A 20,375-nucleotide genomic window follows, 5' to 3' on the forward strand; every position below is an offset into this window, starting at 1 on the left:
CGTGACCGTGCCTGGGCGAACGCGGCATCGCTTCGCGATCTGCCCGGTTCCGCTCGCCTCCGGCCTCGCTACACCGGGCAGTTCACGCGTTCGCGCGCGCTTCGAGACAGGCGCTAGCCGGCGATGGCGCGCTCGGCGATCACCTTGGTGATGCGGGCGCGGACGAGGTACTCGGTGGGGACGGCGTTGCGCCGCCCGAACTCCTCGGCCCGGTCGGCGCCCATGTAACGGCCGCCGATGACCGTCGCCCAGCGCAGCACCTCGTCCAGGTCCTCGACGAGGGACGCCTCGGCCTGGATCAGCACGTACGAGTACGGCGGCGTCTGGTCGTCGACGCACACGGACAGGCGCGGGTCGCGGGCGAGAACGCGGCCCTTGACGCTCTGGCGGCCCGTGTTGAACAGCAGGTCGTCGCCGTCGAGGACGAACCAGATCGGCGTCACGTGCGGCGTCCCGTCCTTGCGGGTCACAGCGGCCTTGCCCGTCCGGGTGCCCTCCATGGCGAACGCGCGCCACTCGCTGTCGGTCATCGTCTCCATAGGCCCAGTCTGCCGCACGGCCCCTCCGCGGCCGCCGCTACCGTGAGTCATATGAAGGTCGCGACGGTGCATGGGCCCGCCGAGGTGCTGCTGGACGAGGTAAAGGATCCGGCGTTCCTGCTGGTGCTGACGCACGGCTCGAACGGGGGAGTGGAGGCGCCCGACCTGCTGGCGGTGCGGGCGGAGGCGTTGCGGCTCGGCGGCGCCGTCGCGCGGGTGACGCAGCCGTTCCGGCTCGCCGGGCGGCGGGCGCCCGGCCCGGCGGCCAAGCAGGACGAGGCGTGGCTGGAGATCGTCGCGGTCCTGCGCGAGAGATTCGGGGACGTCCCGCTGGTGCAGGGCGGCCGCAGCAACGGGGCGCGGGTGGCGTGCCGGACGGCGGCGGCAGCCGGAGCGGCGGGCGTGGTGGCGCTGGCGTTCCCGCTGCACCCGCCGGGCAGGCCGGAGAAGACCCGCGTGGACGAGTTGCGGTCGGCGGGGGTGGAGGTCCTCGTCGTCAACGGCGACCGCGACCCGTTCGGCGTGCCCGCCCCCGTGGACGCGGCGGAGGTCGCGGTCCTGCCGGGAGAGCGGCACGACCTCGGCAAGGATCCCGCGGCGGTCGGCCGGGCCGTGGAGCCTTGGCTCAGACGTTGGACGGCCCGTCCGGTGCGGACGGGCCGGAAGTAGGGTCGCTCCGGGCCCGGTGCGGGCCCAGAGGCCGGTGGTGGGCGGGCGTGCCCCCGAGGATGATCACCCGTTTGAACTAGTCCCCCGTGGAGACCGCTCAAGCGGCGGACGTGGCCTGCGCGTCCGTCGGCCGGTGCGGCGCGATGACTCCCCCGTCGGGCAGCAGCTCACCGGTGTCCTCGAACAGCACGACTCCGTTGCACAGCAGGCTCCACCCCTGCTCGGGGTGCGAGGCCAGCGTGCGGGCGGCGTCGCGGTCGGGTGCGTTGTGGGAGGGACAGAGCGGCTGGTGCGGGCACATGGCGTGCCTCCGGTCTCAACTACTGGTCGGTCGTGGTGCTTTCCTGTTCTGACGCACCCCAGTGTGGAGTGGTTCGCCCCCACCGGCCATAGCCCGTTGGGACGGTTGTCCATTGGTACCGGAGTACCGGACGGATGTGATCCCTCCCACTCCGGGGTGCCACGCAGTAGCGTCCCGCCCGCGCGATAACGGACGAAGAACGACACGCCGCCGGAGCCTGAAACCCCTACGATGTTCGGCGGGGGAACGGGCTTTGCAGGGGTTGGGGGAGTGAGGCCGGTGCGGGTCGCGCTGTCCGTCGCGTGCTTCGAGGACGTGCTGTTCCCCGGCACCGCGAAGGCCGTGACCGTGCTGCTGGAGCGGCTCGGGCACGAGGTGGCGTTCCCGCCGGGGCAGACGTGCTGCGGCCAGTTCCACTGGACCGCCGGCTACCACCGCGAGGCCGCCGGGCTCGCCCGGTCCCACGCCGCCGCGTTCGAGGGCTGCGAGGTCGTGGTGGCGCCGTCCGCGTCGTGCGCCGCGACCGTCCGCGCCGACTACCCGAAGATCGCCCGGGCGGCCCGGGACCCCGGCCTGGCGCGCGCCGCCGAGGGCCTCGCCTTCTACGAGCTGACGGAGTTCCTCGTCGACGTCCTCGGGGTCACCGACGTCGGCGCGTACTTCCCGCACCGGGTCACCTACCACCCGTCCTGCCGGTCTCTGCGCACCCTCGGCGTCGGCGACCGGCCGGTGCGGCTGCTGCGCTCGGTGCGGGGCCTCGACCTGGTGGAACTGCCGTCCGCGGGGGAGTGCTGCGGGTTCGGCGGCGCGTTCGCGATGAAGAACGCGGACGTGTCGGTCGCGATGGTGGCCGACAAGGTCCGGCACGTCCGCGACACCGGCGCGGAGGTGGTCTGCGCGGTCGACGACTCGTGCCTGGCCCACATCGGCGGCGCGCTGTCGCGGCTGCGCGGCGGCGTCCGGACGATGCACCTGGCCGAGATCCTCGCGGAGACGGGGCCGGCGTGACGGCCTCCTCTCCGGGGACGACGCCGTCCTCCTCAGGCAGGAGCGGGCCCGTGCCGAGGCCGAAGTTCGCCGCCGCCGCGCGGCCGGAACTGGCCGACACCCGGTCACGCCGCAACCTGCGCGGCGCGACCGCCGCGTTGCGGGGGCGGGAGGCCGCCGCGGCGGCCGGGACCGCCGACTGGGAGGACCTGCGCGAGGCCGGGCGCGCCATCGGGGACGGCGCGCTGCTCGACCTCGACGCCCACCTGGAGGAGCTGGAGCGGGCCGTCACCGAGGCCGGCGGCACCGTGCACTGGGCGGCGGACGCGGCGGAGGCGCGCCTCGTCGTCACCGGCCTGGTCCGCGCCACGGGCGCCAAGGAGGTCGTCAAGGCGGCCTCCGCGACGACCCGGGAGATCGGCCTGAACGACGCGCTGGCCCGCGCGGGCGTGACCGTCCGCGAGACCGGCGTCGCCGAGATGGTCGTGCAGCTCGGCGAGGACGCGCCGTCCCACCTGCTGTCCCCGGCCGCGCACCGCGACCGCGCGGAGATCGCGGAGCTGCTCCGGCGGGCGGTCCCGGGCGCGGGGCCCGGCCTGGCCGACGATCCCGAGGCGCTGGCCGCCGCGGCCCGCACCCACCTGCGCGACCGCTTCCTGCGCGCCCGCGTCGCGGTCACCGGCGCGAACTTCCTGGTGGCCGAGACCGGCACCCTGGTCCTGCTGGAGTCCGAGGGCAACGCGCGGATGTGCCTGACGCTCCCCGAGACGCTCATCAGCATCGCCGGTATCGACAAGGTCGTCCCGACATGGGATGACATGGAGGTGTTCCTTCAGCTCCTCCCGCGCTCGTCGACCGGCGACCGGATGACCCCGTACGTGTCGTCGTGGACGGGCGTGACGCCGGGAGACGGGCCGCGCGCCTTCCACCTCGTCCTGCTCGACAACGGCCGCACCCGCGCCCTGGCCGACGAGGTCGGCCGCGCCGCCCTGCGGTGCATCCGCTGCTCCGCCTGCTCGAACGTCTGCCCCGTCTACGAGCGGACGGGCGGGCGCCCCTACGGGCCCGTCCATCCCGGCCCGATCGGCGCGGTGCTCACCCCGCTGACGCGCGGCGTGGAGAGCGCCGCCGACGCCTCGCTGCCGTACGCGTCCACGCTCTGCGGCGCCTGCGCCGACGTCTGCCCGGTGAAGATCGACATTCCGGACGTGCTGGTTCACCTGCGGGGGAAGGTGGTCGAGTCGCGCCGGCGGCGTCCGGTTCCGACGCCCGAGATGGCGCTGATGCGCGGTCTCGCCTGGACGATGGGCGACCCGCGCCGCCACGAGGCGGCGGTGCGGCGCGGGGTCCGGTGGGCGCGGCTGCTGTCGCGCGGAGGGCGGATCCGCCGCCTTCCCGGCCTGCTCGGCAAGTGGACCGAGGCCCGCGACCTTCCCGCGCCGCCGGCCGAGAGCTTCCGCGGCTGGTGGGACAGGACGCGCGCATGAGCTCGCGCGAGGAGGTGCTGCGCCGGGTCCGCGAGGCGCTCGGCGGGGCCCGCGGCACGAGTTCGCCGGTGCCGCGCGGCTACGCCCGGCGGCTGCCCGCGGCCGACGCCGAGACCCGGGCCGACGTCCTCGCGCTGTTCACCGAGCGGGCCGCCGACAACCGCGCGGCGGTCCGGCACGTCGCCGCGGACGAGGCGGGCACGGCCGTGGCGGCCGCGCTGTGGGGGCGGGAGGCCAAGCAGATCGTCGTCCCGGCCGACCTGCCCTTCGGGTGGCTCGCCGAGCTGGACGGCGTGCGGGCGCTGGCCGACGCCCCGGCTCTCGACCTCGACACGCTCGCCGGGTCGGACGCCGTCGTGACCGGCTGCGCGGTGGCCGTCGCGCAGACGGGCACGGTCGTCCTGGACGGCGGACGGGCGCAGGGCAGGCGGGCGCTCACCCTCGTCCCCGGCCACCACCTGTGCGTGGTGCACGCCGACCAGATCGTCGGAACGGTCCCGGAGGCGGTCGGGCGGCTCGACCCGGCGCGCCCGCTGACGTGGATCAGCGGGCCGTCCGCGACCTACGGCATCGAGACGGCGCGGGTCGAGGGCGCCCACGGCCCACGGCACCTGGAGATCATCCTCATCGAGGACTGACCGGTTCTAGCGCACGCCGCCGAGGACGACGCCGAGGCCCGCGCGGAAGCGGGCGTCCCAGTCGACCGCGCCGCCCTCGCCGCCCTCGCCGGAGGCGATCCGGGCGGCGGCGCCGTCCTCGGCGGTGCCGCGCACCTCGAGGGCCGCGTGGCCGATCACGTAGCCGAGCAGGGTGTGCGCGGCGACGGCCGCGGCGTCCTCGGCGACGCCGCCGCGGCGCAGCACCTCCCGCAGCGAGGCGAGGGTGGCGGTGAGCGCGGCCGGGTTGCGGCGCGTGACGACCAGCGGGAGGACGCCCGCGTGGGCCAGCAGGCGCTCGCGGTAGCCGCCCGCCCACGCCCGCAGGACGTCCTGCCAGCGTCCGGCGGCCGACGTGTCGGCCGGGGCCGCCGCGACGTGCGCGACCAGGCCGTCCAGGAGCTGCTCCTTGCCGCGGGGGAGGTGGTGGTAGATCGCCATCGCCTCGACCTCCAGCGCGTCGCCGAGGCGGCGCATCGTGAGGCGGCCGAGTCCCTGGCCGTCCACGATGTGCAGGGCCGTCTCGATGATCCGCTCGGTGGACAGCGGGGTGCGGTTCTGGGCGTTGATGCTGGGCTGCCTGACCATGAGGAGAGACCTTACTACGTAAAGGGCCGAAGCCGGGTGTCCGCCGCCACAACACGCCGGGACCCCGCGTACGCTTACCTCGATCGAACATTGCACGACCGTCGAGGGAGTACCGCCATGCCACTGGGCCGCCGGGTGAGCAAGGACGTCGCGGAGCCGTACGAGGCCGACCAGCGGCTGGCCGCCGAGTACGACGACCGGCTCGCGGCGGCGGGCGACGCGGAGCGGGCCCTGCGGGACGCGCAGGCGGCCGGCGCCGCCGAGCCGGAACTGGGCGAGCTGACGGTCGCGTTCGACAGGGCGATGACGGACGTGCTCGCCGCCGCCGAGGCGGCCGAGCGGGTCGCGATGGGCCCGAAGGTGTACTCGACGCAGGCGCAGGACGCCAAGACGCGCCGCGCCGCCGAGATCGCCTACCGCAAGGCCAAGGCGCGCCCGGCGGTGCGCCCGTGGACGGACGAGGTCGACCGGCTGCGCACGGCGCGCGAGGCGCACCGGCTGAGCTTCAGGACGCGGCCCGCGGCGAGCGTGTGAGCCGCCGCCGACGCGCGGCGACACAGCGTCACCGGGTGGCACGGGCCACCGAACTTTGAGAGTCTGCCCTCTCTGGGGAACGCCGGGGGTGCCCGCGCCGCACGTCGCGCCAGCGTGACGCGCGGCGGCACGTCCCGGCGGTGAGGGCACAGGGTGCTCTGGACGTTGGGGGATGTCACGTGGAGCGCACGCCGCCGGACCGGTGCCGCGTACTGGAGTCCTACCAGGACGGGGTGAAGGCGGTCCGCTCCCTGGCGGAGACCGTCGCGGACTGGGACGTGCCGACGCCCTGCGCCGACTGGCAGCTGATCGACCTGGCGGGGCACCTGCGGTGCGTCGCGGAGAACTTCCTGGAGTATCTCCAGGACGCGCCCGACAGCAGGCTGGCGAAGCTGTTCGCGCAGGACGCGGCCACGGCGGTGCTGATCAGGCAGCAGGCCCGGCAGAACGCGGCGGAGCTGGCGGTGCTGCCGCCCGAGCCCGGCCCGGAGCGGATCCTGGCGTTCGGGGTCTCGGCGGGGGCCTACGCCGACCTGCTGCCCGACATGTGGGACCGGACGCATCTGATCTACCGGGGGACCAAGTACACGGTCGGCGACCACGCGGGCGCGGCGTGCGTGGAGTGGCACCTGCACGCCTGGGACCTGGCCCGTGCGATCGGGGCCGACTACCGGCCGCGCGACCCTGACCTGCTGGTGTCGGCCTGGCACTGGGGCGTCCCGCACCTGCCGCTGGAGCCGGGGGACTCGTGGGAGGCGGTGCTGCGCTCCTCGGGCCGCTCGCCGCGGTGGCCGGACCCCTCGGAGGGGCCCGGCCGGGCGCGGCGGCGGCGTTCGGGGCGGCAGTCCTCCGTCAGACGCCCGCCGGCCTCCCCGGGCGGGGCCGCAGGTAGACCAGCCAGGTGAGCGCGCAGCACACGGCGTAGAAGGCGATGAACGCGACGTAGGCGCCGTCGCCCGTCCCGTAGGTCAGGAACGACTGCCGGAACACGATGTTGACCAGCACGCCGCCGAACGCGCCGACGGCGCCCGCGATGCCGATCAGCGCTCCGGCGAGGCGGCGGGCCTCGTGCTCGGCGGCGGCCGGGTCGCCGCCGGCCGCGACGCCGGCCTGGCCCTTCGCCCTGAAGATCGCCGGGATCATCTTGTAGGTGGACCCGTTGCCGAGGCCGCTGAAGGCGAACAGCAGCACGAAGCCGGTGAGGAACAGCGCGAGGGACCCCAGCCGCGAGGCGGTGAGCACGAGGACCGCCGAGACGGCCATCGCCACGAACGTCGCGAAGGTGACCCTCGCGCCGCCGAGCCGGTCGGCGAGCCACCCGCCGGCGGGGCGGATCACGGACCCGAGCGCGGGGCCGAGGAAGGTCAGGTAGGCGGCCTTGATCGGGGTGTCGAACTCGGCCTTGAACTGCACCTGCAGGACCTGGCCGAACGCGAAGCCGAACCCGATGAACGACCCGAAGGTGCCGATGTAGAGCACCGACATGATCCAGGTGTGGGCGTCCCCGCAGACGTCGCGCATGGCCCGCCTGTCGTTGCGGGCGTGCGCGAGGTTGTCCATGCCGAGCGCGGCGCCGAGGGCGGCGAGGACGATGAACGGGATGTAGACGCCCGCGACGAGGCCGGGGTGGTCCTTGCCCGCGGTGGCGAGGACGGCCAGCCCGACGAGCTGGACGACGGCGACGCCGAGGTTGCCACCGCCCGCGTTGATGCCGAGCGCCCACCCCTTGAGCCGCTGGGGGTAGAACGCGTTGATGTTCGCCATCGAGGACGCGAAGTTGCCGCCGCCGACGCCCGCGACGGCCGCCAGGACCAGCAGCGTGGTGAAGGAGACGCCGGGCTCGATGAGGACGGCGGCCAGCCCCGCCGGGACGAGCAGCAGCGTGGCGCTGAGGATCGTCCAGTTGCGGCCGCCGAACCGGGCGACGGCGAGGGTGTAGGGGATGCGCAGCGCCGACCCGATGAGCGCCGGGACGGCGGTGAGCGTGAACTTTCCGGCCGGGTCGATCCCGTAGGCGGGGCCGAGGAACAGCACGAGCACCGACCACAGCGTCCACACCGAGAACCCGATGTGCTCGGAGAAGATCGAGAACACGAGGTTGCGGCGGGCGGTCCGGGCCCCGCCGGCGGCCCAGAAGGCGGGGTCCTCGGGGTGCCAGTCGTCGATCCAGCGGCCCTTGCGCGGTCGGGCGCGCTCGGTTCGCGCGGCTTCGGTGGTGGCGGTCATCAGGCGGTCTCCTTGGGTCGCTCGGACGGCCCGACCGTAGGAATCCGGGGTTTCGCGCGTGTGTGACCGGTCATACGGCAGTGATAACTCCGCTGCACAGCGTGTCCCGCCCGCTGTGAGGCGCGGGTAGACCCGGGTTCGCCCGGGTAGGCACCGAAGGCGAGGCGGCGGGGGAACGGAGACGCTGACTATGGGAACCTGCGAGGTCTGCGGGAACGAGTACGCGATGGCGTTCGAGGTGCACGCGCAGGGCGAGGTGCACACGTTCGACTCGTTCGAGTGCGCGGTCACCAAGATGGCGCCGATCTGCGAGCACTGCCAGTGCCGCATCATGGGCCATGGCGTGGACGTGGGCGGGCACTTCTACTGCTGCGCCCATTGCGCCCACGCGGCCGAGCCCGAACGCGCCCGCACGATCCAGGACGCCGTGACCGTGTAGGGAGCGGTGTCTTCACACGCGTGGTGCGGGTGTAGGCGAAGGTGCCGGTGCGACCGCCCGGCCCGGGCTCAGGCGCGGGCGGTCCCGAACGCCTGCTCGCGGCCGTCCTCCAGGTAGACGGCGTTGCCGGCGGCCATGGCGCGGAGGCTGGGCTCCATCCGGCGCGACACGTGCGGCGGGGCGAGCTCGGGGACCTTCTCGGGAGCCACGAGGATGTGGTCGGACAGCTCCTCGGGCGGCAGCCGGATCGCCGCGATCTCCGCGCCGGTGATGGTGCCGCCGAACACGAAGACGTTCACCGCGTCGACGCCGTCGTCGCGCGGGGACCCCCAGTCGACGCAGGCCAGCCCGTGCAGCCGGGGGACGAGGCCGAGCTCCTCCTCGCATTCGCGCACGCACGCCGACAGCGGGGACTCGTCGGCCTCGATCACCCCGCCGGGCAGGAACCAGCCCTCGCTGTAGGTGGGCTTGACCAGCAGCACCCGCCCCAGGTCGTCCAGCAGCAGGGCCGCCGCGGCGCCGCGGGCCCGCGGCAGGGAGGCGTAGTAGGCAAGGTCGGGCAACATGCTCCGAGGTTAATTGTGATCACCCCGGGCCGGTTCCGGCCGCCGCGGGGCGGGGGCCGCATCCGTCCGCGGGATCGCCGGGCCACCGCGAATCCGTTCGGCAACCGGGCAAAAGGCAACGAATAGGCCATGACAGGGATCGACAACGCTTGACACGCGTTCGTCAAGGCGTGTCGCGATCCCGCGGGGCGAATCCTTGACATCGAGGGGCGTACGGCGTGAACGCCATTTAACGCCGGGGTCACACCCGGGACTCGGCGGCGAAACCGGGCACGCCGAGTCTCGGCGGATGGCCGCGACTCCCACGCACTGCCCGTACTGCGCGCTGCAGTGCGGCATGTCCCTGCACGACGGCGGCTCGGAGCCCCTGCGGGTGGAGCCGCGCGACGACGTGCCGGCCAACGCCGGCGGGCTCTGCCAGAAGGGGTGGACGGCGGCCGAGCTGCTCACCGTCCCCGACCGGCTGACCGCGCCGATGATGCGCCGCGGCCGGGACGCGCCGCTGGAGCCGTGCGGCTGGGACGAGGCCCTCGACCGGATCACCGCCGAGATCGGCCGGCTGCGCGGGCTGCACGGGCCGGACTCCGTCGCGGTGTTCGGCGGCGGCGGGCTGACCAACGAGAAGGCGTACCAGCTCGGCAAGTTCGCGCGGATCGCCCTCGGCACCTCCCAGATCGACTACAACGGGCGGTTCTGCATGTCGTCGGCCGCCGCGGCGTCCGGGCGGGCGTTCGGCATGGACCGCGGCCTGCCCGGCCCGGTCACCGACCTCGCGGCGTCCGGCGCGGTCCTGCTCGCGGGCGGCAACGTCGCCGAGACGATGCCGCCGTTCATGCGGCACCTGGCGCGGATGCGCGAGGGGGGCGGCGCCCTCATCGTCGTGGACCCGCGCCGCACCGCCACCGCGCGGCAGGCCGACCTGCACCTGCAGCCGACGCCCGGGACCGACATCGCCCTTGCCAACGGGCTGCTGCACCTGGCGCTCGCCGAGGGCCTGGCCGACGAGGAGTACATCGCGGCCCGCACCACCGGGTTCGACGCCGTCCGCACGGTCGCCAACGCCTACTGGCCCGACCGCGCCGAGCGCATCACCGGCGTGCCCGTGCCGCTGATGCGCGAGGCCGCCCGGCTGCTGGCCCGCGCCGCCCGCGCCCACGTCCTGACGGCGCGGGGATCGGAGCAGCACGCCCGCGGCACCGACACCGTCAGCGCCTTCATCAACCTGGCCCTCGCGCTCGGGCTGCCGGGCCGCGCGGGCTCCGGCTACGGCTGCCTGACCGGGCAGGGTAACGGGCAGGGAGGGCGCGAGCACGGGCAGAAGGCCGACCAGCTCCCCGGCTACCGCCGGATCGACGACCCGGAGGCCCGCGCGCATGTCGCCGGGGTCTGGGGCGTCGACCCCGGCGACCTGCCGGGACCGGGACGGTCGGCCTACGAGCTGCTGTCGGCGCTCGGCACCGCGGAGGGCCCGAAGGCGCTGCTGCTGTTCGGGTCGAACCCGGTCGTGTCGGCGCCCGGCGCCGCGGGCGTGGAGGAGCGGCTCGGCGCGCTGGACCTGCTGGTGGTGGCCGACTTCGTGCCGTCGGAGACCGCGCGGCGCGCCGACGTCGTCCTGCCGACCGCGCAGTGGGCCGAGGAGTCGGGGACGATGACGAACCTGGAGGGCCGGGTGCTGCGCCGCCGCCGCGCCGTCCGCCCGCCGGACGGCGTGCGCACCGACCTGGAGATCCTCGCCGCGCTCGCCGGGCGGCTCAAGGCGCCGGGGGAGTGGAGCACCGACCCGCGGGCGGTGTTCGGGGAGCTGCGCCGCGCCAGCGCGGGCGGCACCGCCGACTACTCCGGCATCAGCTACGAGCGGATCGAGGCCGAGGGCGGGGTGTTCTGGCCCTGCCCGTCGCCCGGCCACCCCGGCACGCCGCGGCCCTACCTGGACCGCTTCCCCACTCCGGACGGGCGGGCCCGGTTCGTCCCCGTCGAGCACCGCGGCGCCGCCGAGGACGTCGACGCTGACTACCCGGTGTACCTGACCACCGGGCGCGTCCTCGCGCAGTACCAGTCGGGCGCGCAGACCCGCCGCGTCCGCCGGCTGGCCGAGGCGGCGCCGGGGCCGTTCGTCGAGCTGCACCCCGACCTGGCCGGGCGCCTCGGCATCGAGGACGGCGCCGGCGTGCGGGTGGAGAGCCGCCGGGGCGCGGCCACCGTGACCGCCCGCCTGACCGGCGCGATCCGCCCCGACACCGTCTTCATCCCGTTCCACTGGGCGGGGGAGGGCCGCGCGAACCTGCTCACCAACCCCGCGCTGGACCCGGTCTCGCGGATGCCGGAGTTCAAGGTGTGCGCCGTCCGCCTGCGGGCCGTGGCGGAGGGGGACGGCGCCCCCGGCGCACGGTGAGCCCCTTTTAACACGGCGGTGACAAAGGAGACCCAACCGCGAAACCGCCCCTTCCGAGTATCGGACCACCGGACAGTTCCCCGCCAGGAGGTTGCCGCGCGATGACCACGACACCCGAAGCGACGATCGTCAGGGAGAGGGCGGGCCGCCCCGCGGCCCGCTGGTTCGACATCTGCTCCTACGCCGGCCTGACCCCCGAGCGGGGCGCCTGCGCGATGGTGGACGGCACGCAGGTGGCGATCTTCCGGACCTTCGACGGAGGCCTGTACGCGCTGTCGAACCTCGACCCTTTCAGCGGCGCCTGCGTGCTGTCGCGGGGGATCCTCGGCACCAGGGACGAGGCCCCGACGGTCGCGTCCCCCATGTACAAGCAGGTGTTCGACCTGCGGACCGGGGTGTGCCTGGACGATCCCCGGGTGGCGCTTCCGACCTTCCCGGTCCGCCGCTCCGGGGACCGGGTGGAGGTGGCGCTCACCGATGAGCACCGGCAGTGAGCCGCTGGCCGGGTTCGCCGTCGGCGTGACCGCGGCCCGGCGCCACGAGGAGCTCGCGACGCTGCTGGAGCGGCGCGGGGCGAGGGTCGTGCTGGCGCCCGCCATCCGCCTGGTCCCGCTCGCCGACGACGCCGAGCTGCTGGAGGCCACCCGGGCGTGCCTGTCCGGGCCGCTCGACCACGTCGTGGTCACGACCGGGATCGGGTTCCGGGCGTGGCTGGAGGCGGCCGACGGGCACGGCATGCGCGACGCCCTCATCGCCCGCCTGGCCGAGACCGACATCCTGGCGCGCGGCCCGAAGGCGCGCGGCGCGATCCGGTCGGCGGGCCTGCAGGAGCGCTGGTCGCCGGACTCGGAGGAGTGCGCCGAGGTGATCCGGCACCTGCTGGACCGGGAGCCGGCCGGGGCGCGCGTGGCCGTGCAGCTGTACGGGGAGCGCCAGCCGGAGCTGATAGCGGCGCTGCGCGCGGCCGGCGCCGAGGTGATCGAGATCCCGGTGTACCGGTGGTCGCGGTCGGAGGACTCCACGCAGCTGCGCCGCCTCGTGGGGCAGGCGGTCGCGGGCACGATCGACGCGATCACCTTCACCAGCGCGCCGGCGGTCGCCGCGACGCTCGCCGTCGCCGCGGAGGACGACCTGGAGGAGGCCCTGCTGGAGGCCATGCGCACCCATGTCGTGGCGGCGTGCGTCGGCCCGGTGACGGCGCAGGCGCTCACCGACCGCGGCGTCCCGACCGTCCAGCCCGAGCGCGCCCGGCTCGGCGCGCTCGTGCGGGCCCTGGTCGCCGACCTGCCGCGGCGCCGGTCGCGGCGGCTGTCGGTGCGGGGGTTCTCGCTGGAGCTGCGCGGGCACGCCGTCGTCCTGGACGGCCAGTTGCGGCCGATCGCGCCCGCGCCCATGGCGATCCTGCGGGCCCTCGCGCGGCGCCCCGGGCACGTGGTGTCGCGGGCGGAGCTGTGCGGGGTGCTGCCGGGCCGGCTCGCCGTCGCGCCCGGGATCAGGGACGCCTGGGCGCGGGAGGCGCGGCCCCGCGACGCCCGCCCGCAGGCGGACGAGCACGCGGTGGAGATGGCGGTGGCGCGGCTGCGGCGCGGCCTCGGCCGGCCCGGCATCGTCGAGACCGTCGTCAAGCGCGGCTACCGGCTGGCCTGCGACCCGCGGATCGCCGACCGGCTCCCGGCGGGCGCCGGTGGCTGAGGCCGGCGCCGGGCCGCCCGCGCTGCTCGCGGTGGCCCACGGCACCCGGGACCCGGCGGGGCCCGCGGTGGTGCGGGCGCTGCTGGACCGGGTGCGGGCGATGCGGCCGGGCCTGCGGGTGGCCGAGGCGTACGGCGAGCTGTCCGAGCCGTCGCTGGAGGAGGCGGCGGAGGGGCTGCGCGGCGGCCCGGTCGTCGTGGTCCCGCTGCTGCTGGCGCGCGGGTACCACGCGCTGATCGACGTCCCCGGCCGGGCCGGGAGCCTGCTGCCGGGGTCGGTGACGTCCCGGCCGCTCGGCCCGGACGCGCTGCTGGCCGGGGCGCTGGCCGCCCGGCTGGCCGAGCAGGACCGGACCTCGCCGCACCGCCGGGACGCCGTCGTCCTCGGCGCGGCGGGGTCCGCCGACCCGGCGGGCGCCGCCGACGTGCGCGCGGCCGCCCGGCTGCTGGCGCGGCGGCTCGGGCGTCCCGTCCCGCCCGGTTTCGTCGCGGCGGGAGGTCCGCCGCTGGACGAGGTCGTCGCGGGGTTGCGCAGAGGCGGCGCCCGCCGGGTCGCCGTGGCGTCCTACCTGCTGGCGCCCGGACGGTTCCACGACCGGATGCGGGCCTGCGGCGCCGACGTGGTCGCCGCGCCGCTCGGCGCGCACGGCGCGGCGGCCAGGCTGGTGCTGCGCCGTTACGACGAGGCGGCGCTGCCGCTCGAGATCCCGGCGCCGGTCCGCTGACCCGCCTCGTCCCGCCGGACCGGCCGCCCGTTCCCGTCCGGCTCCTCCGGCCGGAGCTGCGGGTCCGGGGCGCCGGTGAACCGTTCGTCGTGGTGGGCGAGGATCCGCAGCAGCAGATCCTTGAACAGGTGCGTCTCGTCGGGTGACAGCGCCTCGAACAGCGCTTCGTCGAGGCGGGCGCGGTCGTTCTGGCAGGCGCCGAGGAACAGCCGCCCGTTCTCGGTGGCGTCCAGCGCGTACCGTCGCCGGTCCTCGGGGTCGCGGCGGCGCACGACGTGCCCGGCCTTCTCCAGTGCGTCGACGATGCCGACGAGGTCGCCGGCGTCCATGCGCAGCCGCCCCGCGACCTGGCGCTGCGACAGCGGCCCGTGCCGCGCCACGCACGACAGGACCAGCAGGTAGGGCAGCCTCGGCTGCTCGGGGGACATCCGGGCGAAGGTGCGCCGCACCAGCCGCCCCGTCTCGAACAGCAGGTAGGTGGGCGACGCGTACAGGGGATCGGGCCGGTCCTCCACGACTGCTCCCTCGGGACTCTTGGCTGGTCCTATTTCTCTTGACCTGAGATATAGGTTACACCTACCGTTGGATAGTCCAAGATATGGGCGTTCGCCGCGTCGCGGAAGGAGGCCCCATGCCGGACGGGGGACCGGCCGTCGAGGTCGACGGCCTGACCAAGAGGTTCGGTGACGTGGAGGCCGTGCGGGGCATCGACTTCGCCGTGCGGCCGGGGGAGATCTTCGGCTTCCTCGGCCCGAACGGCGCGGGCAAGTCCACCACGATCAACATGCTGTGCACGCTGCTGCGCCCGAGCGACGGCAGCGCGCGGGTCGCCGGTTTCGACGTCGTGCGCGAGCGCGACGACGTCCGCCGCAACATCGGGCTGGTGTTCCAGGACCCGACGCTCGACGGCTACCTGTCGGGCGAGCAGAACCTGCGCTTCCACGCCGAGCTGTACGGGGTGCCGCGCTCGGTGACGGCCGACCGCATCCGGCAGGTGCTGGAGATGGTCAACCTGTGGGACCGGCGCGGCGACCTCGCGCAGACCTACTCCGGCGGGATGAAGCGCCGCCTGGAGATCGCGCGCGGCCTGCTGCACTCCCCGCGGGTGCTGTTCCTGGACGAGCCGACCGTCGGCCTGGACCCGCAGACCCGGGCGTCGATCTGGGAGTACATCCGGCACCTGCAGAGCGCCGAGGAGATCACGATCTTCATGACGACGCACTACATGGACGAGGCCGAGTACTGCGACCGCATCGCGATCATCGACTCGGGGCGGATCGTGGCGCTCGACACCCCCGAGGCCCTCAAGGCCGGCGTCGGCGAGGACCGGATCCGCATCCAGACCGCCGACGACGAGACCGTGATCGCCGCGCTGAAGGACAGGTTCGGGCTGGAGGCGGTCGTGTCGGAGGGCGCGGTCACGTTCTCGGTGGCCTCCGGCGAGGCGTTCGTCCCGCGGCTGTTCGCCGAGCTGAGCGTCCCGATCAAGTCGGTGAACGTGGCGCGGCCGTCCCTGGACGATGTGTTCATGTCCTTCACCGGCACCACGATCCGCGACGCCGAGGCCTCGGCGAGCGAAGGGATGCGCATGGCGATGCGCGCGAAGGGGAGGTGACGATGGCGAGCACGGCCGAGAGGGCGCCGGGCGCCGGGGTCGTCCGGGTCAGGGTGCCCGAGCGCGGCCTGCGGCGGGACCTGCGCGCCGTGAAGGTCGTCCTGCACCGTGAGCTGATCCGGTTCTGGCGCGACAAGCTGCGGATGGTTTCCGGGCTCGTCCAGCCGGTTCTGTGGCTGCTGGTGATGGGCACCGGGCTGTCCAACCTCATGGCCAGAAGCGGCGGCCCCGCGGGGACCGTCGACCTGAAGACCTTCATCTTCCCCGGCGTGTGCGCGATGTCGGTCATGTTCACCGCGATGTTCTCCGCCGGCTCGATCGTGTGGGACCGCGAGTTCGGGTTCCTGCGCGAGATGCTCGTCGCCCCGGTCAGCCGCGCCGCCATCGTCGTCGGCAAGTGCATCGGCGGCGCCGTGGTGGCGACCGCGCAGGGCACGGTGATCGTGCTGCTGGCGGGCCTGGCCGGGGTCCCCTACGACCCGGGGCTGATGCTGGAGCTGCTGGGCCTGATGTTCGTCGGGGCGTTCGCGCTCACCGGGTTCGGCGTCATGATGGCCGCGCGGATCAGCAGCATGCAGTCGTTCTTCGGCCTCATGCAGATGGCGATGATGCCGATGCTGTTCCTGTCCGGCGCCCTGTACCCGCTGAGCGGCCTCCCGGGGTGGCTGACCGTACTGACCCGGTTCAACCCGCTCACCTACGCCGTCGACCCGCTGCGGCACGCGGTGTTCTCCCGCCTCGACCTCTCGCCGGAGCTGATGCGGACGTTCGACCCGGGCGTCACGTGGGGCGGCTGGGTCGTCCCGATCTGGCTGGAGATCCTGCTCGTCCTCGGCATGGGCGTGGGGCTGATGGGCGTGGCCATCCTGGAGTTCCGCCGCGCCGACTGAGAAAACGCCGCCGTCACCCACCGTGATGAAGGATACTGGCCGCGTGCGCGACGCAGCGCACTCGGACGGATGCGAAGGGTGACGCGGACAACGTGAACGGGCACAGGACGATGTGGCGCGGGGCGGCGGCGACGGCCGCCGTCCTCGCGGCGGTGACGGGCGCGGCGGCGGTGGACGGACGGGTCCGCGCGCAGGCGGCGGACGGGGGCCGCCCGGCGGCCGCGGCGCAGGGGCTGCGGATCACGCGGTTCCTGGGGGAGCGGCGCCTGCCCCACATGGCGAAGTTCAGGGGCACCACGGTCGGCGGGCTGTCGGGCATCGACCGCGACCCGCGCACCGGGACCTGGTACCTGGTCTCCGACGACCGGTGGCGCTACGACCCGGCCCGGTTCTACACCGGCCGCCTGGCCATCGACCCCGCCACCGGCGCGTTCACCGGCGTCAGGATCACCGGGGTTTCCACGCTGCGCGGCCCGGACGGCCGCCCCTACCCCGCGTTCGGCAAGCCGGGGTCGGTCGACCCGGAGACGATCCGCTTCGACCCGCGTTCCCGGCGCGTCCTGTGGGGCAACGAGGGCGACCGCCCGGACGAGGCGCACCAGGGGATCCCCCTGGCGCCGATGTCGCTGCGGTGGGCGCGCGAGGACGGCCGGTACGCCGGGGCGCTGCCCCTGCCGCCGTCGCTGCGGCTGACCCCCGAGCACCGGGGGCCGCGCCGCAACGCCGGCATCGAGGCGCTGACGTTCACCCCGCACGGCGTCGCCGCGATGGCCGAAGGCCCCCGGTACGAGGACGGGGAGCCGCCGACCGTCCGGCACGGCGCCATGTCCCGCCTCACCCTGTGGGACCGCGCCGGGCGCGTGGCCGGCCAGTACGCCTACCCCGTCGACCCGCTCCCGGCCGCGCCGAAGCCGCCCACCGGCGCCGCCGACAGCGGCGTGTCGGAGATCCTCGCCGCGGGCGGCGACCGGTTCCTGGCGCTGGAGCGGTCCTGGCTGGAAGGCGTCGGCTACAAGGTCCGGCTGTACGAGTTCGACGTGAGGGGCGCCACCGACGTGCTGCGCCGCGACCGCCTCACCCAGGGCGGGCGGTTCCGCCCGGCGCGCAAGCGCCTCGTCGCCGACCTCGGCCGCTACGCCGCCCCCGCGCAGAACCTGGAGGCGCTGGCGTGGGGGCCCCGCCTGAAGACGGGGGAGTGCACGCTGGTGGTCGGCTCCGACGACAACTTCGACCAGCGCGAGGTCACCCAGTTCCTGGCGTTCGCCGTCCGGGGCTGCTGACCGTCCCCGCCGCGACGCGAAAGGGCCCGCGGGACCATGACGGTCCCGCGGGCCCTTCGCGTGCCGGGCGGACGGGTCAGACGGCGAAGTCCAGCAGCGGGCGGGCGTTGCTGGGGTGCCGCAGCTTGGACAGCGACTCCTTCTCCAGCTGCCGGATCCGCTCGCGGGTCAGGCCGAGGGCCTTGCCGATCTCGTCCAGGGTGCGCGGCGTCCCGTCGTACAGCCCGAACCGCATCGCCATGATCTTGGCCTCGCGCGGGGACAGGATGTCGAGGGTGCGGCGCAGCTGGTCGGCCATGAGCTGGCGGTCCACCAGCTCCGACGCCTCGGGGCTGTCGGTGTCCTCGATGAGGTCGCCGATGCGGGTCTCGCCGTCCTCGCCGATCGTGGAGTCCAGGCTGATCGGCTGGCGGCTGGTGCGCAGCAGCTCGCGGACCTGCTCGGGGCTCTTGTCCAGCTCGGCGGCCAGCTCCTCGGGGGTGGGCTCGCGGCCGAGGCGCTGGTGCATGTCGCGCTCGACGCGGCTCAGCTTGCTGAGCATCTCCAGGACGTGGACGGGCAGCCGGATCGTGCGGGCCGAGTCGGCGAAGCCGCGCTGGATCGCCTGCCGGATCCACCACATCGCGTAGGTGGAGAACTTGTAGCCCTTGGAGTAGTCGAACTTCTCGACGGCGCGGATCAGGCCGAGGTTGCCCTCCTGGACGACGTCCAGCAGCGACAGGCCGCGGTCGGAGTACTTCTTGGCGACCGACACCACGAGCCGGAGGTTGGCCTCCAGCATGTGGGCCTTGGCGCGGCGGCCGTCGGCGGCGACCCATTCCAGGTCGGCGCGCATGGCGGGGGACAGGTCCTCGCTCTCCAGCTTGTGCTCGGCGTACAGGCCGGCCTCGATGCGCTTGGCGAGGTCGACCTCCTGCTCGGCGGTGAGGAGCTGGCGGCGCCCGATGGCCTTGAGGTAGGTGTGGACGGAGTCGCCCATCGTGGTGGACTGGTCGTCCAGGTCGGCGGAGGTCTCCTCGGTCTCGACCTCGGTGACCTCGAACCCCTCGTCGACCGAGGCGTCGGCCTGCCCGCCCTGCCGCGCGGCCCTGCCGGGGGCGGCCTTGGCGGTGCTCTTGGCGGTGCCCCTGCGGGCGGCGCGCTTCCTGGCGGCGCCGGAGGCGTCCTGGGCGGTCTCCCCGCCTGCGTGGTCGGCGGCCGCGGCCATCTTGCGGACGGCGTCGGGCTCGCCCGCCAGACTGATGCCGGCCTCGGACAGCTCGCGCAGGATGGAGCGGCCCTGGGCCGGGCTGATCCCGGCGGTCTCGAAGGCCCCCCTCACCTCGTCGAGCGAGAGGCGCCCGTGGGCGCGGCCACGCTTGAGGAGGTCGTTGAGCGCGGGGCTCGGCGACTCCGTGAGCGGGGTCTCGACGGCGCTTCGCGGCATGGGGACACCCCCCTCCCTTCGGTGTGTGAGTGCGGCGCGGATTGTGTTCGCTCGTGGCGCACGCACTTAACGGAACGTCGCAGGACGGGCCTGTTGTTCCCGGCTCCGTCACCGGCAGCGTTCCGCCGGGGGATCGTGAAAGGAGCGATCCAGACGGTCGTGGTGCCCACGGCCAGCGGTTTCACACCGCCCGAACCGGTCCGATCTGACCTTACTTCGTAAAGGACTCCAGGCCGTGGCGACGTGAGAAAGACCACTACGCCTCCGAGTCCCTGGGCCGCAATGTCCGACCATAACGCGCGATGACGCGTTCGCGCAGCTCAGGGTCGTCGCGGGGAACGGGTTCGAGGAACACCTCGTCGATCTCCTCGTGCGCGTCGCGCAGCTCGCGGGCCATCCGGACGCAGGCGCGCTCCACCTCGGCGGCGCTGAGGGAGTCGCGGAAGTCGAGCCGGGCGCAGACCAGGACGCGGTCGGCGCCGAAGGTCACGGTGACGATGTCCACGACCCACTCGACCTCGTCCGCGCGGCCGAGGCGGGCGCGGACGTCGGCGACGATCCGCGGGTCGGCCTGCGATCCGATCAGCAGGTTCAGGTTGATCCGGCCGAGGACGAGCGCGACGGCGGTCAGCAGGACGCCGATGAGCAGGGAGCCCACACCGTCCCAGGTCGCCGATCCGGTGAGCTGGTGCAGGCCCAGCCCACCGAACGCGATCACCAGGCCGATGAGGGCGGCCGAGTCCTCCAGCAGGACGCTGATCGAGGTGGGCTCGTCGGTGCGGCGGATGTAGGCGCGCAGCGGCAGGTCCTCCTCCCGCGCGGCGGCCCGGACCTGCCGGACGGCCTGCTGCCACGAGACCGCCTCCAGCACGAACGCGACCGCGAGCACGGCGTAGCCGACGACCGCGCCGGACTCGGCGGCCCGCCGGTGCCCGGTGAGCGTCTCGATCCCCTGGTAGAAGGAGAACAGCGCGCCCATGCCGAAGATCGCGACGGCGACGAGCAGGGTCCAGATGTAGCGCTCCTTGCCGTAGCCGAGCGGGTGGCGGCGGTCGGCGGGCCGCCCGCTGCGGCGCAGCCCCACCAGCAGCAGCACCTCGTTGAAGGTGTCGGCGATGGAGTGCGCGGCCTCCGCCGCCATCGACGCCGACCCGGTGATCAGCGCGGCGACGACCTTGGCGACGGCGATGCCGAGGTTGGCGGCGAACGCGAGGGCGACGGTCAGCAGGCTCTCGTCCCGCGGTTCGCCGCCGTCCGGCCGCCCTTCGGTCCGCTGCCCGCCGCTCTGTGCCGCCATGGTCCGTCCTCTGCCCAGGTGGTGACCGAGCCATGCGCGGTACGGCCGCGCCCGCGATGCTCCGGCG

At 74.5% G+C, this 20,375-nt stretch carries 22 protein-coding genes; 14 read left to right on the forward strand and 8 right to left on the reverse strand.

The window, feature by feature from the left end:
* Nucleotides 1-113 precede the first annotated feature (113 nt).
* Nucleotides 114-539, reverse strand: a complete 426-nt coding sequence (locus tag BJY14_RS43035) for a PPOX class F420-dependent oxidoreductase (protein WP_179848858.1) — start codon at nt 537-539, stop codon at nt 114-116.
* 51 nt (nt 540-590) lie between these two features.
* Here BJY14_RS43035 and BJY14_RS43040 point away from each other — a divergent pair, with 51 nt between their 5' ends.
* Nucleotides 591-1,208, forward strand: a complete 618-nt coding sequence (locus BJY14_RS43040; protein WP_179848859.1) for an alpha/beta hydrolase family protein — start codon at nt 591-593, stop codon at nt 1,206-1,208.
* Between the two features lie 97 nt (nt 1,209-1,305).
* Here the strand turns inward: BJY14_RS43040 and BJY14_RS43045 are convergent, their stop codons facing one another.
* On the reverse strand, nt 1,306-1,509 hold the full coding sequence (locus BJY14_RS43045; RefSeq protein ID WP_179848860.1) for a DUF5999 family protein: 204 nt from the start codon (nt 1,507-1,509) through the stop codon (nt 1,306-1,308).
* A gap of 279 nt (nt 1,510-1,788) precedes the next feature.
* On the opposite strand from BJY14_RS43045, the gene BJY14_RS43050 reads away from it, so the two are divergent.
* The 3 genes from BJY14_RS43050 to BJY14_RS43060 are packed head-to-tail and all read left to right on the forward strand — an operon-like array spanning nt 1,789 to nt 4,621.
* Nucleotides 1,789-2,517 (forward strand): (Fe-S)-binding protein, encoded by a 729-nt coding sequence (locus tag BJY14_RS43050; protein WP_179848861.1) that lies wholly within the window; start codon nt 1,789-1,791, stop codon nt 2,515-2,517.
* A gap of 50 nt (nt 2,518-2,567) precedes the next feature.
* Nucleotides 2,568-3,983, forward strand: a complete 1,416-nt coding sequence (locus tag BJY14_RS43055; RefSeq protein ID WP_179848862.1) for a lactate utilization protein B — start codon at nt 2,568-2,570, stop codon at nt 3,981-3,983.
* Complete coding sequence (locus BJY14_RS43060) at nt 3,980-4,621, forward strand: LutC/YkgG family protein (RefSeq protein WP_179848863.1); 642 nt, start codon at nt 3,980-3,982, stop codon at nt 4,619-4,621. Before BJY14_RS43055 ends, BJY14_RS43060 begins: the two co-directional genes overlap by 4 nt.
* Nucleotides 4,622-4,627: 6 nt before the next feature.
* On the opposite strand, the gene BJY14_RS43065 is transcribed toward BJY14_RS43060, so the two are convergent.
* Complete coding sequence (locus BJY14_RS43065; protein WP_179848864.1) at nt 4,628-5,227, reverse strand: TetR/AcrR family transcriptional regulator C-terminal domain-containing protein; 600 nt, start codon at nt 5,225-5,227, stop codon at nt 4,628-4,630.
* Between the two features lie 117 nt (nt 5,228-5,344).
* Here BJY14_RS43065 and BJY14_RS43070 point away from each other — a divergent pair, with 117 nt between their 5' ends.
* Nucleotides 5,345-5,761 carry a plectin gene (locus BJY14_RS43070; RefSeq protein WP_179848865.1) on the forward strand — a complete coding sequence of 139 codons (417 nt, stop codon included), beginning with the start codon at nt 5,345-5,347 and terminating at the stop codon, nt 5,759-5,761.
* A gap of 179 nt (nt 5,762-5,940) precedes the next feature.
* Nucleotides 5,941-6,666: a maleylpyruvate isomerase N-terminal domain-containing protein gene (locus BJY14_RS43075; protein ID WP_179848866.1), complete on the forward strand. Its 726-nt coding sequence runs from the start codon at nt 5,941-5,943 to the stop codon at nt 6,664-6,666.
* Here BJY14_RS43075 and BJY14_RS43080 read toward each other — a convergent pair.
* Nucleotides 6,614-7,987 (reverse strand): nitrate/nitrite transporter, encoded by a 1,374-nt coding sequence (locus BJY14_RS43080; protein ID WP_179848867.1) that lies wholly within the window; start codon nt 7,985-7,987, stop codon nt 6,614-6,616. The two genes, BJY14_RS43075 and BJY14_RS43080, sit on opposite strands and share 53 nt — an antisense overlap.
* Before the next feature lie 190 nt (nt 7,988-8,177).
* Between BJY14_RS43080 and BJY14_RS43085 the strand changes: the two genes are divergently transcribed.
* Nucleotides 8,178-8,426 (forward strand): metallothionein, encoded by a 249-nt coding sequence (locus BJY14_RS43085; protein ID WP_179848868.1) that lies wholly within the window; start codon nt 8,178-8,180, stop codon nt 8,424-8,426.
* Between the two features lie 68 nt (nt 8,427-8,494).
* Here the strand turns inward: BJY14_RS43085 and BJY14_RS43090 are convergent, their stop codons facing one another.
* Nucleotides 8,495-8,992, reverse strand: coding sequence for an NUDIX domain-containing protein (locus tag BJY14_RS43090; protein WP_179848869.1), 498 nt, complete (start codon nt 8,990-8,992; stop codon nt 8,495-8,497).
* Between the two features lie 289 nt (nt 8,993-9,281).
* Between BJY14_RS43090 and BJY14_RS43095 the strand changes: the two genes are divergently transcribed.
* The 4 genes from BJY14_RS43095 (at nt 9,282) to BJY14_RS43110 (ending at nt 13,800) form a co-directional block, all read left to right on the forward strand.
* Nucleotides 9,282-11,384 carry a molybdopterin oxidoreductase family protein gene (locus tag BJY14_RS43095; protein WP_179848870.1) on the forward strand — a complete coding sequence of 701 codons (2,103 nt, stop codon included), beginning with the start codon at nt 9,282-9,284 and terminating at the stop codon, nt 11,382-11,384.
* Nucleotides 11,385-11,485: 101 nt separating this feature from the next.
* Complete coding sequence (nirD, locus tag BJY14_RS43100; RefSeq protein ID WP_179848871.1) at nt 11,486-11,878, forward strand: nitrite reductase small subunit NirD; 393 nt, start codon at nt 11,486-11,488, stop codon at nt 11,876-11,878.
* Nucleotides 11,862-13,076, forward strand: a complete 1,215-nt coding sequence (locus BJY14_RS43105; RefSeq protein WP_179848872.1) for a uroporphyrinogen-III synthase — start codon at nt 11,862-11,864, stop codon at nt 13,074-13,076. Before nirD ends, BJY14_RS43105 begins: the two co-directional genes overlap by 17 nt.
* On the forward strand, nt 13,069-13,800 hold the full coding sequence (locus tag BJY14_RS43110) for a sirohydrochlorin chelatase (protein WP_312879748.1): 732 nt from the start codon (nt 13,069-13,071) through the stop codon (nt 13,798-13,800). Before BJY14_RS43105 ends, BJY14_RS43110 begins: the two co-directional genes overlap by 8 nt.
* Here the strand turns inward: BJY14_RS43110 and BJY14_RS43115 are convergent.
* Nucleotides 13,752-14,315 carry a MarR family winged helix-turn-helix transcriptional regulator gene (locus BJY14_RS43115; protein ID WP_179848873.1) on the reverse strand — a complete coding sequence of 188 codons (564 nt, stop codon included), beginning with the start codon at nt 14,313-14,315 and terminating at the stop codon, nt 13,752-13,754. The two genes, BJY14_RS43110 and BJY14_RS43115, sit on opposite strands and share 49 nt — an antisense overlap.
* A gap of 116 nt (nt 14,316-14,431) precedes the next feature.
* On the opposite strand from BJY14_RS43115, the gene BJY14_RS43120 reads away from it, so the two are divergent.
* From BJY14_RS43120 to BJY14_RS43130, 3 genes are all read left to right on the forward strand, one after another.
* Nucleotides 14,432-15,415 carry an ABC transporter ATP-binding protein gene (locus BJY14_RS43120; RefSeq protein WP_179848874.1) on the forward strand — a complete coding sequence of 328 codons (984 nt, stop codon included), beginning with the start codon at nt 14,432-14,434 and terminating at the stop codon, nt 15,413-15,415.
* 2 nt (nt 15,416-15,417) lie between these two features.
* Nucleotides 15,418-16,305, forward strand: a complete 888-nt coding sequence (locus BJY14_RS43125) for an ABC transporter permease (RefSeq protein ID WP_179848875.1) — start codon at nt 15,418-15,420, stop codon at nt 16,303-16,305.
* Between the two features lie 92 nt (nt 16,306-16,397).
* Nucleotides 16,398-17,585 carry an esterase-like activity of phytase family protein gene (locus BJY14_RS43130; protein WP_312879749.1) on the forward strand — a complete coding sequence of 396 codons (1,188 nt, stop codon included), beginning with the start codon at nt 16,398-16,400 and terminating at the stop codon, nt 17,583-17,585.
* A 76-nt stretch (nt 17,586-17,661) separates the two neighbouring features.
* Here BJY14_RS43130 and BJY14_RS43135 read toward each other — a convergent pair whose 3' ends face one another.
* Together BJY14_RS43135 and BJY14_RS43140 are read right to left on the reverse strand one after the other, a co-directional pair.
* A complete protein-coding gene (locus tag BJY14_RS43135; RefSeq protein ID WP_246396328.1) occupies nt 17,662-19,011 on the reverse strand; it encodes an RNA polymerase sigma factor in 1,350 nt (449 codons plus the stop codon).
* Between the two features lie 256 nt (nt 19,012-19,267).
* Entirely contained in the window at nt 19,268-20,308 is a 1,041-nt protein-coding gene (locus BJY14_RS43140) for a cation diffusion facilitator family transporter (RefSeq protein WP_179848876.1), read from the reverse strand.
* Nucleotides 20,309-20,375 lie beyond the last annotated feature (67 nt).

The organism is Actinomadura luteofluorescens, assembly GCF_013409365.1.
GTDB classification, from domain to species: Bacteria; Actinomycetota; Actinomycetes; order Streptosporangiales; family Streptosporangiaceae; genus Spirillospora; species Spirillospora luteofluorescens.

Coding starts and splice junctions, on each gene's coding strand:
- BJY14_RS43080 (WP_179848867.1), bottom strand. CDS start 7,987: ATGACCGCCACCACCGAAGCCGCGCGAACCGAGCGCGCCCGACCGCGC.
- nirD (WP_179848871.1), top strand. CDS start 11,486: ATGACCACGACACCCGAAGCGACGATCGTCAGGGAGAGGGCGGGCCGC.
- BJY14_RS43040 (WP_179848859.1), top strand. CDS start 591: ATGAAGGTCGCGACGGTGCATGGGCCCGCCGAGGTGCTGCTGGACGAG.
- BJY14_RS43035 (WP_179848858.1), bottom strand. CDS start 539: ATGGAGACGATGACCGACAGCGAGTGGCGCGCGTTCGCCATGGAGGGC.
- BJY14_RS43070 (WP_179848865.1), top strand. CDS start 5,345: ATGCCACTGGGCCGCCGGGTGAGCAAGGACGTCGCGGAGCCGTACGAG.
- BJY14_RS43125 (WP_179848875.1), top strand. CDS start 15,418: ATGGCGAGCACGGCCGAGAGGGCGCCGGGCGCCGGGGTCGTCCGGGTC.
- BJY14_RS43095 (WP_179848870.1), top strand. CDS start 9,282: ATGGCCGCGACTCCCACGCACTGCCCGTACTGCGCGCTGCAGTGCGGC.
- BJY14_RS43135 (WP_246396328.1), bottom strand. CDS start 19,011: ATGCCGCGAAGCGCCGTCGAGACCCCGCTCACGGAGTCGCCGAGCCCC.
- BJY14_RS43045 (WP_179848860.1), bottom strand. CDS start 1,509: ATGTGCCCGCACCAGCCGCTCTGTCCCTCCCACAACGCACCCGACCGC.
- BJY14_RS43140 (WP_179848876.1), bottom strand. CDS start 20,308: ATGGCGGCACAGAGCGGCGGGCAGCGGACCGAAGGGCGGCCGGACGGC.
- BJY14_RS43090 (WP_179848869.1), bottom strand. CDS start 8,992: ATGTTGCCCGACCTTGCCTACTACGCCTCCCTGCCGCGGGCCCGCGGC.
- BJY14_RS43085 (WP_179848868.1), top strand. CDS start 8,178: ATGGGAACCTGCGAGGTCTGCGGGAACGAGTACGCGATGGCGTTCGAG.
- BJY14_RS43120 (WP_179848874.1), top strand. CDS start 14,432: ATGCCGGACGGGGGACCGGCCGTCGAGGTCGACGGCCTGACCAAGAGG.
- BJY14_RS43105 (WP_179848872.1), top strand. CDS start 11,862: ATGAGCACCGGCAGTGAGCCGCTGGCCGGGTTCGCCGTCGGCGTGACC.
- BJY14_RS43060 (WP_179848863.1), top strand. CDS start 3,980: ATGAGCTCGCGCGAGGAGGTGCTGCGCCGGGTCCGCGAGGCGCTCGGC.
- BJY14_RS43065 (WP_179848864.1), bottom strand. CDS start 5,227: ATGGTCAGGCAGCCCAGCATCAACGCCCAGAACCGCACCCCGCTGTCC.